The 12,066-nt window shown below is 66.5% G+C and carries 13 protein-coding genes; 6 read left to right on the top strand and 7 right to left on the bottom strand.

All coding sequences use genetic code 11. The annotated features are described in order from the left end of the window. Nucleotides 1-48: 48 nt before the first annotated feature. Nucleotides 49-504, top strand: coding sequence for a hypothetical protein (locus Q9K23_RS24950; protein ID WP_053776233.1), 456 nt, complete (start codon nt 49-51; stop codon nt 502-504). A gap of 126 nt (nt 505-630) precedes the next feature. Here the strand turns inward: Q9K23_RS24950 and Q9K23_RS24945 are convergent, their stop codons facing one another. Together Q9K23_RS24945 and Q9K23_RS24940 are read right to left on the bottom strand one after the other, a co-directional pair. After that, complete coding sequence (locus Q9K23_RS24945; RefSeq protein ID WP_020790982.1) at nt 631-1,068, bottom strand: VOC family protein; 438 nt, start codon at nt 1,066-1,068, stop codon at nt 631-633. A gap of 70 nt (nt 1,069-1,138) precedes the next feature. Further along, entirely contained in the window at nt 1,139-2,101 is a 963-nt protein-coding gene (locus Q9K23_RS24940) for a bile acid:sodium symporter (protein ID WP_053776239.1), read from the bottom strand. Between Q9K23_RS24940 and Q9K23_RS24935 the strand changes: the two genes are divergently transcribed. Then, nucleotides 2,069-2,800 carry a hypothetical protein gene (locus tag Q9K23_RS24935; protein WP_305950328.1) on the top strand — a complete coding sequence of 244 codons (732 nt, stop codon included), beginning with the start codon at nt 2,069-2,071 and terminating at the stop codon, nt 2,798-2,800. The two genes, Q9K23_RS24940 and Q9K23_RS24935, sit on opposite strands and share 33 nt — an antisense overlap. Nucleotides 2,801-2,926: 126 nt before the next feature. Next, the gene (locus Q9K23_RS24930; protein ID WP_305950327.1) at nt 2,927-4,315 is read left to right on the top strand and encodes an IS1380 family transposase; all 1,389 of its coding nucleotides are present in this window, start codon (nt 2,927-2,929) and stop codon (nt 4,313-4,315) included. A 530-nt stretch (nt 4,316-4,845) separates the two neighbouring features. Here the strand turns inward: Q9K23_RS24930 and gdhA are convergent. The 3 genes from gdhA to Q9K23_RS24915 form a co-directional block, all read right to left on the bottom strand. After that, nucleotides 4,846-6,195 carry an NADP-specific glutamate dehydrogenase gene (gene gdhA, locus Q9K23_RS24925; RefSeq protein WP_020792636.1) on the bottom strand — a complete coding sequence of 450 codons (1,350 nt, stop codon included), beginning with the start codon at nt 6,193-6,195 and terminating at the stop codon, nt 4,846-4,848. 152 nt (nt 6,196-6,347) lie between these two features. Next, nucleotides 6,348-6,704, bottom strand: a complete 357-nt coding sequence (locus Q9K23_RS24920; RefSeq protein ID WP_261977591.1) for a hypothetical protein — start codon at nt 6,702-6,704, stop codon at nt 6,348-6,350. Between the two features lie 341 nt (nt 6,705-7,045). Beyond that, nucleotides 7,046-7,477, bottom strand: coding sequence for a PPOX class F420-dependent oxidoreductase (locus Q9K23_RS24915; protein ID WP_053776028.1), 432 nt, complete (start codon nt 7,475-7,477; stop codon nt 7,046-7,048). Nucleotides 7,478-7,595: 118 nt separating this feature from the next. Here Q9K23_RS24915 and Q9K23_RS24910 point away from each other — a divergent pair, with 118 nt between their 5' ends. Beyond that, on the top strand, nt 7,596-8,924 hold the full coding sequence (locus tag Q9K23_RS24910) for a VWA domain-containing protein (RefSeq protein WP_053775993.1): 1,329 nt from the start codon (nt 7,596-7,598) through the stop codon (nt 8,922-8,924). Between the two features lies 1 nt (nt 8,925). Beyond that, a complete protein-coding gene (locus Q9K23_RS24905) occupies nt 8,926-9,819 on the top strand; it encodes an alpha/beta hydrolase (protein ID WP_020792639.1) in 894 nt (297 codons plus the stop codon). On the opposite strand, the gene Q9K23_RS24900 is transcribed toward Q9K23_RS24905, so the two are convergent. Next, nucleotides 9,809-10,738 carry a hypothetical protein gene (locus Q9K23_RS24900; protein WP_053775994.1) on the bottom strand — a complete coding sequence of 310 codons (930 nt, stop codon included), beginning with the start codon at nt 10,736-10,738 and terminating at the stop codon, nt 9,809-9,811. The genes Q9K23_RS24905 and Q9K23_RS24900 overlap by 11 nt on opposite strands. Nucleotides 10,739-10,832: 94 nt before the next feature. On the opposite strand from Q9K23_RS24900, the gene Q9K23_RS24895 reads away from it, so the two are divergent. After that, nucleotides 10,833-11,453, top strand: coding sequence for a LysE family transporter (locus tag Q9K23_RS24895; protein ID WP_020792926.1), 621 nt, complete (start codon nt 10,833-10,835; stop codon nt 11,451-11,453). 21 nt (nt 11,454-11,474) lie between these two features. Here the strand turns inward: Q9K23_RS24895 and Q9K23_RS24890 are convergent, their stop codons facing one another. After that, nucleotides 11,475-12,062: a hypothetical protein gene (locus tag Q9K23_RS24890; RefSeq protein WP_020792925.1), complete on the bottom strand. Its 588-nt coding sequence runs from the start codon at nt 12,060-12,062 to the stop codon at nt 11,475-11,477. Between the last annotated feature and the right edge of the window lie 4 nt (nt 12,063-12,066).

Raw genomic sequence — 12,066 nt, 5'->3', positions numbered from 1 at the left:
CCGTTGCCACCACATCCTGTCCAGCCCTACGACCCCACAGGTGATCCCATGTCCTCAGCGATGACCCTCGACCGACTCACGACGCTTTCGGGTCTCTCCGTGCTCGACCATCTCGACCGGTCGGTGTCGATCCCGATCCTCGACGGACCACAGGCACAGGGCGATCTCATCGTCCTCCCCCGTGATCTCACACCCGATGTCCATTGCCATGCCCAGTACTTCACCCGCCCTGTTCCGACCACCGGACTGGAGCTTCTCCGCAGCACCGGCGGGGGCAACCCGCACACCCTGGTCGCCGAGGGCCCCGGATGCAGGTGGGGACGATTTGTCATCGATCCCACCGGACTCGCACTCGGGATCGTCGAGACCACCACGGTGGCGTATCTGATCCACCCCGAGCACGGTGCCACCGGCATCGCGCCGGGAAGCTATGTCATCCGGCGCCAGCGTGAGCACGGCGTGGGCGGTCCCCGGTTCGGTACGACGCAGTTCGTCGTCGACTAGAGCCTGTCTCCTCAAAGCTGTAGCCACCCGAGGATGGGGTTGAGGCCGCCGTCTCCACTGTGCTGGACCTCGTACGACAGGCACGACCGATCGTCGTCACCACGCCGGGCGACGCACGGTTGCCGGTCAGTCCAGGCAGAACTCGTTGCCTTCGGGGTCAGCCATCACGATGTGGCCACCCTCGAGGGGCGGCGCGGGTTCGATGCGGGTGAGCCGGGTGGCGCCGAGCCCCACGAGCCGCTCGCCCTCGACCTCGAGTGCGTTCATCCGCGCATCGCCCTGCAATCCCGGCGCGGCACGAACGTCGAGATGCAGACGGTTCTTGACCGACTTGCCTTCAGGGACCTTCTGGAAGAACAACTTCGGCCCACGACCCGCCGGGTCGATGATCCCCGAGGCATCGTTGCGACGATCTTCGGGAACGCCGAAGGCGACCAACGCCGCCTCCCACGTGTCGAACCCCGGGGGCGGATCGAGGAGTCGGTATCCGAGCACCTGAGCCCAGAACTCCGACAGTCCAGCCGGATCGGCACAGTCGATGGTCACCTGGAATTCCGCTGCCATGACAAAGGTCCTTTCGTGGTCGACGAGTACCCACAGGATGCACCCGATCGCGGACAGGCGGGGTCCGCAATCACCGTGCCGGGACCAGCATCGGGACCACGCGCACGTAGATCACCATCCCGATCACCTCCACGAGCGTCTGGGTGACCACGACCGCCGCGGCGAGTTCGAAGCCGGCCGGCAGAGCAAGCGCCAGCGGCAGCACGACCAGCGAGTTCCGGGTCGCCCCGGAGAACACCACCGACCGCCGGGCAGGCACATCCAGGGCGAAAAGCCGACCCACGAGCAGCCCGACGATCGGCATCACGACGAGGAACACCACGTAGATCGGAACCACCCGGAACACCGAGCCGAACCCGTCGTCGATGGCGGGCACCTGCGAGGCGACCACGAGCCCCAACACCGCCATCATCAACGGCACCATGGCCGCCGAGACCACACCCGAGAACTGCTCACCAGATCGGTGTCTTGACGACCACCACTGAGTGAGCCACGCCAACGCCAGAGGGATGACGATGAGCTTGACGAACGCCGAGATGAACGGCTGCACATCGACGACGTCGACAAGATCGGAGCCGAGGAAGACGAACAGGAACACGGGAAGCGTCAGGAACTGCAGCAGGAGCAGAACCGGCGTCGCCGCGAGCAGGCGGCGACTGTCCCCACCGGCAAGACCGGAGAACACGATCACGTAATCCACACACGGACACAGCAATACGAGCAAGATCCCGATTTGCACCGCCTGATCGGCCGGCGCAAAGAGAAAGAGGACGGCGACCACGACGGGTACTGCGACGAAGTTCACCAGGACCACCGAGCCGAGAAACCGGACGTCCCTCACAGCGCGGAGCAATGCCGACGCCGGAACCTGGAGGAACGTGACGTACAGCAAGGCACCGAGCACCGGATCGATTCCGCGCGCAAGCCCCGGGCCGGCGCCCGGGGCACTCAGTCCGACGAGCAGGCCCACCACGATGGCCACCAGGTACAGGACGACCTGATGACGTTCGAGACGGTCGGCTACCGCATTCATCATGGTGGGAGTCAATCACACGGCAAGAACCCGGCCGAGACGGCGACGGCTCCTGACCTCGCGTCGGGTCACGCTGGAGGTGACCCGGTTGCGATTCGAGGTCGGCCGGCGGAGATTTCGACACGTCTCGTCGCTCCGCTCCTCGTCGGCTCAATCACCGTGCCACGCGCGCCCCACAATCTGCCCGACTCAATTGCCGTGCCGCACAAGCCGCACAATCTGCCCGGCTCAATTACCTTGCCGCGCACGCCGAACACGCCGGACGGTTCCGTCGTCGCCGTGGTTACCTCTCGAAGTCGGCCGGCGGAGATTTCGACACGCCTCGTCGCTCCGCTCCTCATCGGCTCAATCACCGTGCCGCGCAAGCCGCACGATCTGCCCGGCTCAGTTGCCTTGCCGCGCACGCCGAGCGTGCCGGAGGCTTCCGTCGTCAGCCGTGGTTACGTCTCGAAGTCGGCCGGCGGAGATTTCGACACGCCTCGTCGCTCCGCTCCTCATCGGCTCAATCACCGTGCCACGCGCGCCCCACAATCTGTGCGGCTCAATCACCGTGCCACACACGCCGCACGATCTGCTCGGCTCAATTGCCTTGCCGCGCACGCCGGGAGGCTTCCGTCGTCAGCCGTGGTCACCTCTCGAAGTCGGCCGGCGGAGATTTCGACACGCCTCGTCGCTCCGCTCCTCATCGGCTCAACCTGAATCCACCGATCCAGATGGAAAAACCTGGGCCCGAAACGGCGTGGGAAACACGAAATGCCCTGTCCGAGTGTGAGAATCAGACTTATCGAAGGTTCGACCCACACACAAAGAAAGGGCATCTCGCAGATGCGATCCTGCCACACCTTGCCGGTAAAGTCAGCATCATTCGATGACCACAACCTGATCGGGCCGGCCGGGGTGGTACCGGTGATGCGTCTGGCCCAAACGTGTGGCCTGCAAGAACTCGGCGATCAATGGTTGACCATCCCCACCGATACCGGCGCCAACGCCGGCCGGAAACTCTCAGCAATCGTGATGGGCATGGTGATGGGCGCCGACACCATCGACGGATTGTCGATCATCGGCCACGGCGGGATGGGCACGATCTACGGCCACACCCACGCCCCGTCCACCCTGGGCACGTTTCTGCGGGCCTGTACCCGCGGCACGGTCGCCCAGTACGAGGCGATCGCCACCCGCCTGTTGGCCGGCCTGATCGAACACACCCACCTCCTCAACCCTGCAGGTGAACGGGTACTGGTCGATCTCGACGACACCATCAACCAGTGTTACGGCCACCAGAAACAAGGCGCGAAATACGGCTACAGCGGGGTCCGTGGGATCAACGCCCTCATGGTGACGGCCACCACCGCCGATCGGGCCCCGATCATCCTCGGTCACCGCCTGCGGGGCGGGTCGTGTAACTCGGTGCGCGGAGCCGCCGACCTGTTGACCCGATCGTTGAACACCCTGCGTCGGGCGTGGCCGGCCGGACGAGAGGTGCCGGTGTTGGTTCGGGGTGATTCCGCGTTCTACTCCCACGACCTGGTCGCCGCAGCCCACCGGGCCGGGGCACAGGTGTCGTTGACGGTGCGGTTGTACAGCAACGTGACCACCGCGATCTCCACGATCGATGACTCGGCATGGACCACGATCACCCTGGCCAACCCCACCCAGGTTGGTACAGACGGGCAGCTGGTGCGTACCGCCGAGGTGGCCGAGGTTCCCTTCGACGGGTTCGTCGGTAAACCCTCCACACCGGTCAAACCCGGGCGTACCCGGGCCCCGATTCCGGGTCGGTTGATCGTGCGGCGGGTCCTGGCCCTCAATCCTGATGGTGACTCGTTGTTCGATGTGTATCGTCACCATGCGTTCTTCACCACCGACATGACCACCGACAAAGTCGTCGCTGATCGTGTGCACCGTCATCACGCGATCATCGAGCAGGTCCATGCCGATCTGAAGGCCTCGGCGATGGCCCACATGCCCTCGGGGAAGTTCTCTGCCAACGCCGCGTGGTTGGCGTGTGCGGTGATGGCGTTCAACCTCACCCGGGCAGCGGCCACCGTGGCCGGTGGATCATTGATGCGTGCGACCACGACCACGATCCGGCGTGCGTTGATCGGGGTACCGGCGCGGACTTCGTCGTCGGCACGTCGTTTGTCGTTACATCTACCGGCTGGGTGGCCCTGGGAAGTGGAGTGGAATCGGTTGTATGCCAATACTGTTCATTGAAATCCTGGTGTTTGACCTGACCATTCGGCCGTGTGTGGCCCTGATCTGAAACCTGGTGAAACAGGCCGACGTTGGAGATCGGCGGTACACACACGTCTTTATCGGGTTGGTATCGGGGTCAAGGGCTCCAACATCATTCATCCGACCGTTGAAACCGGATCGGTGGATTCAGGCTCAATCACCGTGCCACGCGCGCCCCACAATCTGTGCGGCTCAATCACCGTGCCACGCGCGCCCCACAATCTGTGCGGCTCAATCACCGTGCCACACACGCCGCACGATCTGCTCGGCTCAATTGCCTTGCCGCGCAAGTCGAGCACGCCGGGAAGGTTCCGTCGTCAGCCGTGGTTACGTCTCGAGCTCGGGCTGCGGAGATTTCGACACGCCTCGTCGCTCCGCTCCTCGTCGGCTCAATCACCGTGCCACGCGCGCCACACGATCTGTCCGGCTCAATCACCGTGCCACACACGCCGCACGATCTGCTCGGATCGATCACCGTGCGTGGCACGCACGGTGATCGACGATCGAACTCAGATGACGCCGAGTGCGAGCATCGCGTCGGCGACCTGGGTGAAGCCCGCGATATTGGCGCCGAGCACGTAGTCACCCGGGGCGCCGTACTCGTCGGCGGTCTGCAGGCAGGTGTTGTGGATGCCCCGCATGATCTTCTGCAGTCGCTGTTCGGTGTGCTCGAAGCTCCAGGAGTCGCGGGAAGCGTTCTGCTGCATCTCGAGTGCGCTGGTGGCCACACCGCCGGCGTTGGCCGCCTTACCCGGCGCGAACAGCACGCCGGCCTGCGCGAAGGCCTTGATGGCATCCGGGGTGGCGGGCATGTTGGCGCCCTCGGCGACCGCGCGGCAACCATTGCTGATCAGGAACTTCGCATCCTGGTCGTTGAGCTCGTTCTGGGTCGCGCACGGCAGCGCGACATCGGTGGGCACCTGCCAGATCGAGGAACCGGGCTCACCGAGGTGTGCGCTGGACCGGGCATCGGCGTACTCGCCGATCCGGCCGCGGCGGACGTCCTTGATCTCCTTGAGGAGCTCCAGATCGATGCCGGCCTCGTCGACGACGTAGCCACCGGAGTCGGAGCAGGCCACCACGGTGCCACCGAGCTGATGAATCTTGTCGATGGCATGGATGGCGACATTGCCCGAGCCGGAGACCACGACGCGCTTGCCCTCGACGGACTCACCGGCAGCGGTCAGCATCTCCTGGACGAAGAACACCGCACCGTAGCCGGTGGCCTCCGGACGCACCTGCGATCCGCCCCACGACAGCCCCTTGCCGGTCAGCACGCCCGACTCGTAGCGGTTGGTGATCCGCTTGTACTGGCCGAACAGGTAACCGATCTCACGACCGCCCACACCGATGTCGCCGGCGGGGACGTCGGTGTACTCACCGATGTGGCGGTACAACTCGGTCATGAAGGACTGACAGAACCGCATGATCTCGCCCTCGGAGCGGCCCTTGGGGTCGAAGTCCGACCCGCCCTTGCCGCCACCGATCGGCAGTCCGGTCAGCGCGTTCTTGAAGATCTGCTCGAAACCGAGGAACTTCACCACACCGAGGTAGACGCTCGGATGGAACCGCAGACCACCCTTGTAGGGCCCGAGCGCCGAGTTGAACTCGACACGGAAGCCGCGGTTGATCCGGACCTGTCCGTTGTCGTCGACCCACGGCACCCGGAAGATGATCTGGCGTTCGGGCTCGCAAAGCCGCTCGATGATGCCGGCGTCGGCATAGTGCGGGTACTTGGCCAGAACCAGGCCAAGACTGTCGAACACCTCGCGTGCAGCCTGGTGGAACTCCACCTCACCGGGATTGCGCGCGACCACCTCTTCGTAGAGGTCCTGCACCTTCTCATCGAGCACCGACACCTGGCCCGTCCTTCCCCTTGCGACCGCACCGCGCGGCCGGATGCCCCCACACAGTCGTGGCGGGTCCGGCCGCCAGCCTATCGCTCGACAGAAACGACGGGAATGCCGGATACCTGATGACCGATCCGGAGTGCCGCCGGGGATCGGCGTTCTCAGACCGAGATCGGCACCGAAGCGGTCAGGTCGAGGCACGGATGGACGCGGGCCAGGCGACGCCGGGTCACATCGTCGACGCTCGTGGTCAACGTGAGAATCCACGGCACGACCTCGGCGCCGGGTCCCGGGTCGGCCTCGACGTCGGCGAGGATGTCGCGCGAGAGACTCTCCAGCCGCGCCGGGGTTAGCCATCCGGATCCGGTGAATGCGACGTCGACGTCGAAACTCCCCGGCGACCGCTTCGACCCTGCCGCCGCACGGTTGGCCGCTGCCCATTGCCTGGCCAGCAGCACCGAATCCACGGGTTCGACGACGATCGAATACCGCACCGGTACAGGGATGGCGTCCGTCACCACCCGACGCGCATTCTCGACGAAACGACGGACTCGGTCCTCGCTCGCACACACCCGTATACGACATTCCATGACAACCGCTTTCACGGCGCACTCACTCCTTTGTGAACACTCGTTTGGAAACGATGTGCCATGGACTGTAGCCCAAAAGAAAAAATAGTCCAGTCGCGCTGGTCAAGCGCATCCGCAGTTCCGAAATATATTCCGGAGAAAGAAATTTCACGCCCGTCGTACGCCCGGAGTTTTTCGGTCCGATGCGCCCTCGACACGACCCACGTGGCCGCACAGAAAAATCAGGGAACCGGCGAATTGGCCGGCGCAGAAAAGACGTGTAATACAGATCAGCGCAAAGCGGCACCGTACACGTGGGTGATCGCCAGGCTCATCAGCACCCGACGATCGGCGACCATCACGCCGCGGTACTCCGCCCAGTCCGGGTGCTCTCCGGCGCCGAGCCGGTAGTAGTCGACCAGCGCGTCCGCCTCCGGACCGTTCGGGTCGGTGGCCGGGCCGACCAATGTGGCCGTTCCCTCGGCGGTGGCCCAGGTGTAGCCGTCCGGCGAGGTGAACTCGATGGCCGCCCGCGGATCGCGGCGCAGGTTGGCGGTCTTCGCACGGCCCTCGGTCATCGAGACGTGGATGACGTCGGCGTCGGCGTCGTAGACGGCGGTCACCGGAGACAGTTGCGGCAGACCGCTCGCCCTGATCGTGGCGAGGATGCCGATGCGGGACGACGCGATGAGTGTGCGGGGGTCGAAGGCGGTGTCGCTCATGCGTCCGACAACCACCTGCTGTTCGTCAGAATTCCCGATCGATCCACGGCCCGGACCCCCCGTGGCCCCGTAGGGTCGTCGGTGATCGACACCGACGACGACGGAGGCCGCAACCGACATGGGTGATCGCAGGCTCGGCCGCGGAGAGAACACGACGCTGTCGGCCGAGGTGCTGACCGTCGCCGTCGCCGGACCGGCTGTGGATGTGGTGGCCTTCGTCTTGCGTCCGGACCGCACGGTGCGCACCGATGCGGACTTCGTGTTCTACAACAATCCGCAGAGCCCGTCCGGCGAGGTGACCCTCACCGGTCCGGCGACGCTGACCGTCGATCTGCGGCGGATCCCGGCCGAGATCGAGCGCATCGCCGTCGGGATCTCGATCGACCCACCGGCAACCCTCGGTGGCGCACGCATCGACACCACGGTGACCGCCGGTGACACCACGATCATCGCCCCTGCCGAGGGTCTGACCGTCGAGCGTGCCGCCGTCCTGGTCGAGATCTACCGCCGGGGTGGCGACTGGAAGCTGCGCAGCGAATCCGCCGGGTGGGAAGCAGGTTTCGCGGCGCTCGTCCGGGAACACGGTGTGGCCGTCGACGACGAACCCGCTGCGGTCGGGTCCCCGGCGTCTGCCCCGACTCCCCCGCCGGCCGCCACCGCACCCGCCACTCCCGGAATCCGGATGGTCAAGGGTGAGGAGAAGCTGTCGCTGGAGAAGCGTCAGAAGCTCGACCTCCGCAAGGAGCAGGTACACAAGGTCCTGCTCACCAAGGGGGCTGCGGGAGCGGTGGCCCGGGTGATCATGGTGATCGACAAGACCCTGTCGATGCGCCGTCTGTTCAAGGAGAAGACCGTGCACCGCGTGGTGGAACGGATGATCCCGGTGGCCACCCAGCTCGACAGCGACGGCAACCTCGAGGCCTATCTCTACGGCAGCAGCTATGCGCAGCTGCCGGATGTGACCGTCGCCGCCGCCGAGGAATGGATGGACACCTACATCCATCTCAAGGGCAGACATGGCGCCCCACTGGGACCGCAGATCGACTACGACCGGCAGATCGGCGGGGTCAACGAGGAACTCCCGATCATGAACGCCATCCTCGAGGCCGTCGCCGAGGCCGGCGACAGGCAACCGGTGTTGGTGCTGTTCTTCACCGACGGCGGTTTCCACAGCAAGGTGCCGCAGATCCGCCGGCTCATCCACGATGCGGCGGCACAGCCGATCTTCTGGCAGTTCATCGGACTGGGCCGCAACCGATTCGGAGTTCTCACCGAACTCGACACCCTGTCGGGTCGGGTCGTCGACAATGCGGGGTTCTTCCCCATCGACGACATCGACACCGTTGCCGACGGGGCCCTGTACGAACACCTGTTGTCGGAGTTCCCGGACTGGCTGCGTGAGGCCATCCGACTCGGGATCGTCGACGCACGATTCGGAGGACGCTGACATGACCGACACCGTCGACGAGGTCCACCCCGATCTGCGGCTCGCGGCGCGCGTGCTGCCCCGCAATGCCGTGATGTCGGCGACCGTCCCGGTGCTGCAGAAGATCACCGGTCTGGCCGCGATGCGTACGCCCGCCGGCGTCGAGGTCCACGATCTCGGTGACGGGGTGACGGTCCGACTGCATCGTCCGCCGGTTCCGTCGACGTCCGGGCATGCGATGCTCTGGATTCACGGCGGCGGCTACGTGATCGGGTCGGCAGCCCAGGACGACAAGCTCTGCGCCGGGTTCGCCCGGCGCCTCGGGATCACCGTGGCCGCCGTCGACTATCGACTCGCCCCGAAACACCCCTATCCGGTGCCGCTGCAGGATTGCCACCGCGCACTGGAATGGCTTGCTCGACAACCAGATGTGTCGGCAGATCGGTTAATCATCGGCGGCGCCAGCGCCGGTGGCGGACTCACCGCCGCACTCGCGTTGCGATGCCGCGACATGGGCGATCTGTCGCCGGTGTTCCAGCTGCTGGTGTATCCGATGCTCGACGACCGGTCGAGCAATGCCGGCCACGATGACCAGAACCATCGGGTGTGGAGCATCCGCTCGAACCGTGTGGGCTGGTCGGCCTATCTCGGTGACGCCGACCGGGATCTCGCGGTCCCGGCCCGCCGCCACGATCTCGCGGGGCTGCCGCCCGCCTGGATCGGCGTGGGCACCCACGACCTGTTCCACGACGAGGATCTCGAGTACGCCCGACGTCTTCGGGAGTCGGGGGTGGCGGTGACCGTGGACACCGTTCCCGGGGCATTCCACGGCTTCGACCTCGTACTGCCGCGTGCCGGGGTGTCCCGGGAGTTCTTCGCGCGTCAATGCGAGGTGCTCGCCGCCGTCATCGGCTGACGCCCGGGTCCTCTCCGTCGAGCCGTTCCTGCGCGGCGGCGACGGCCTGCCGGGCGTTCTCGAGACTCTGGTGGGCGGCCCGTTCGGCGGCCTCGGCACCCTCTTGCCGACGGCGCGCGAACCCGAGTTCCTGCTCGAGGCGCGCGACGTCGGCGCGCAGACGGTCGAGTTGGTCGGTGATGACCTCGACGGAGTGGGTGGCCTCCGCGCTCGCCAGTGCGGCGCGGTCGGTGCCACGGCGGGCACGGGTTTCGTCTGCCCGGGCGCGTGCGAGGCCGGCCTCGGCCGCCGCCCGTCGCGCTTGGGCATCTCGGCCCGGATCGGCCGCCGCGGCGTCACCGGACGAGGCGGCGGTCGGTGGGTGCGCGTCCGCGGCCGGGTCCGGGACGGCGAACACCGCTGCGGGACCGAATCCGGAGTACTCGCCGGCCGCCGTGAGCCGGCCGCGTGCCAGTCCGTCGGCGATGTCGGCATCGGCCATCGCGGCGCGCAGGGTCTGCACGATCTCGCGTTCGGTGCCCGCACTCACCGGCACCCCGAGATCGTCGGCGAGGTGGCCGACCGCGATCGCGGCGGCGGTGACCACCTCTCGCCGCCGGGCCGACAGATCCCGGACCTGCCCGGCCGCTCCGCGACGCTGGGCCTCGCGGAGTCGACCCCCGAGTTCGGTGAGGTCGGTGACGCCGTCCGGGTGGCGGCGCACCCACTGGTTGAGCAGCCACGCGGAGACCGTGGGCCGGCGCAGGGCTCCGATCTGCGTGGCCAGTGCTCGATCGCCACCGCGGCGGACGAGGGTGGCGAGGATCTTGCGGCGGGCGACGAAGTCGCCGGGCGCCAGCCCGTACAGTTCGTCGGCCGCCGCCTCGAGCGAGTCGGGCCGCGACTCGGATTCGGGACGACCGGGGTGATCAGCCGCCATACCCGCACCGGATCCGATGGTGACACGCCATGTACCGATCCAAGCACGTGTGGCGTGTGTGGGGTCACTCTCGGCGCGTCACTACGCTGACCGGGTGTCGTTGTCGTCCTGGTCGGCGTTGTTGGCGGCGTGTCTGCTGATCAGCTTCACGCCGGGTGCCGGCGCGATCTACACCATGTCGAATGCGATCAACGTCGGACATCGCCGGACGATCTGGGGAGTTCTCGGTCTGCAGGCGGCGCTGATCATCCAGCTGGCGATCGTGGCCGCCGGACTCGGTGTGGTGGTGGCCGGTTCCCCGACCGCCTTTGCCGTGATCCGCTATCTGGGTGCGGCCTATCTCGTCTATCTGGGCATCCGGCAGATCCTGCGGACACCGGTCACCGCCACCGACACCGTCGTGGGCGACACACCGCAGTCGGCGGGCTCGTTGTTCGTCCGCGGTGTCGGGGTGAACCTGCTGAACCCGAAGGCGATCGTCTTCTTCCTGGCGTTCATCCCCGGCTTCGTCAAACCCGAGCACGGATTCGTCACCCAGTACGCCATGATCGGCGCGACCATCGTGGCCGTCGACATCGCGGTGATGTGGCTGTTCTTCGCCGTCGTCGGCCGTGGTTTCGCCCGGTTGACCGGTACGGTGACCGGTCAACGTCGGCTCAACCGCATCTTCGGTGCCCTGTTCATCGGCGTCGGCATCCTGTTGGCGGTCGTCTAGGGCGGCTACCGCCGCACACACCTACCGATAGGTTCGCAGGGGTATCGACGACGGCTCTGGCCCGTCCGGGACGGGGATGCCCTCGAATCGGAATCCGAGCCGGTCGGCGAGGGCCTCCTCGACGAGCGCGGGCGGCGACGGCCAGGACCCTCCGTCGTAGCGTTCGTAGCTGTCGACGGCGGCTTCGAACGGCAGCGCCGGACCGAGGTTCTCGGACAATCCACCGTCGTCGCTCCCGCCGAATCCACGGACGAGGTGACCATCGGGATCCCACCAGCCGAACGACCCCCACCCGCTGACGCTGTGCAGCCCGAAGAGATACATGGTGCGGCCTTGCGCCGCGGAATGGAACCGCAGGTCCAGATCGAGCGGCCCCACCCCCACCGATTCGGTCGCGAGAACGGTGACACCGTCGAAGCAGGCGGCGGCCACCTGCCCATCACGGGGGTCGGCGGACTGCAGGAGGTTGCTGTCGGAGAGGAAGCGGCACGGGCCGAACAGTCCCCGGACGAGGGTGTCGGTGGCGGCGATGTCGATCGACGGCGGGCGCCGCAGCACCTCGGGTGTGTCGGCGTCGGTGTAGACGAGGAACCAGCACTTCATGCCCATGGGG

Origin of the sequence: Gordonia sp. NB41Y, assembly GCF_030718915.1 — a bacterium.
Taxonomy (GTDB): domain Bacteria; phylum Actinomycetota; class Actinomycetes; order Mycobacteriales; family Mycobacteriaceae; genus Gordonia; species Gordonia desulfuricans.
The sequence above is the reverse complement of the archived record's forward strand: the minus strand, read 5'-3'. Positions and strand labels throughout refer to the sequence as shown.

Excerpts from the sequence above, each read along its gene's own strand:
- Q9K23_RS24950 (WP_053776233.1), top strand. The coding sequence starts at position 49 with ATGTCCTCAGCGATGACCCTCGACCGACTCACGACGCTTTCGGGTCTC.
- Q9K23_RS24945 (WP_020790982.1), bottom strand. The coding sequence starts at position 1,068 with ATGGCAGCGGAATTCCAGGTGACCATCGACTGTGCCGATCCGGCTGGA.
- Q9K23_RS24935 (WP_305950328.1), top strand. The coding sequence starts at position 2,069 with ATGACGTTCGAGACGGTCGGCTACCGCATTCATCATGGTGGGAGTCAA.
- Q9K23_RS24940 (WP_053776239.1), bottom strand. The coding sequence starts at position 2,101 with ATGAATGCGGTAGCCGACCGTCTCGAACGTCATCAGGTCGTCCTGTAC.
- Q9K23_RS24930 (WP_305950327.1), top strand. The coding sequence starts at position 2,927 with ATGCGATCCTGCCACACCTTGCCGGTAAAGTCAGCATCATTCGATGAC.
- Q9K23_RS24915 (WP_053776028.1), bottom strand. The coding sequence starts at position 7,477 with ATGAGCGACACCGCCTTCGACCCCCGCACACTCATCGCGTCGTCCCGC.
- Q9K23_RS24910 (WP_053775993.1), top strand. The coding sequence starts at position 7,596 with ATGGGTGATCGCAGGCTCGGCCGCGGAGAGAACACGACGCTGTCGGCC.
- Q9K23_RS24905 (WP_020792639.1), top strand. The coding sequence starts at position 8,926 with ATGACCGACACCGTCGACGAGGTCCACCCCGATCTGCGGCTCGCGGCG.
- Q9K23_RS24900 (WP_053775994.1), bottom strand. The coding sequence starts at position 10,738 with ATGGCGGCTGATCACCCCGGTCGTCCCGAATCCGAGTCGCGGCCCGAC.
- Q9K23_RS24890 (WP_020792925.1), bottom strand. The coding sequence starts at position 12,062 with ATGGGCATGAAGTGCTGGTTCCTCGTCTACACCGACGCCGACACACCC.